Origin of the sequence: Enterobacter sp. HG048 (genome assembly GCF_024702055.1) — a bacterium.
Taxonomy (GTDB): Bacteria; Pseudomonadota; Gammaproteobacteria; order Enterobacterales; family Enterobacteriaceae; genus Enterobacter; species Enterobacter dykesii.
In genome coordinates, this window is the sequence record NZ_JANLIZ010000050.1 from 1 (window position 1) to 255 (window position 255).

Here is a 255-nt window from a genome sequence, read left to right on the forward strand (position 1 = left end):
ATTGCGAAAATTTGAGAGACTCGAACACACCATTAAGATGTGTCGTTTCAATTTTCAGCTTGATCCAGATTTTTAAAGAGCAAAACTTCGCAGTGCACCTTTTCAGGTTCACTCTGAAGTTTTCTTGGGTTCGCAGTAAAAGATGGTGGAGCTATGCGGGATCGAACCGCAGACCTCCTGCGTGCAAAGCAGGCGCTCTCCCAGCTGAGCTATAGCCCCATCGTTTATAATCTCTGTACCGCTCATCCTTTAAAA

Annotated in this window: 1 tRNA gene; it reads right to left on the reverse strand. The window is 45.1% G+C overall.

The window, feature by feature from the left end:
- Positions 1-143: 143 nt before the first annotated feature.
- Positions 144-219, reverse strand: a tRNA-Ala gene (locus NUX24_RS21760).
- Positions 220-255 lie beyond the last annotated feature (36 nt).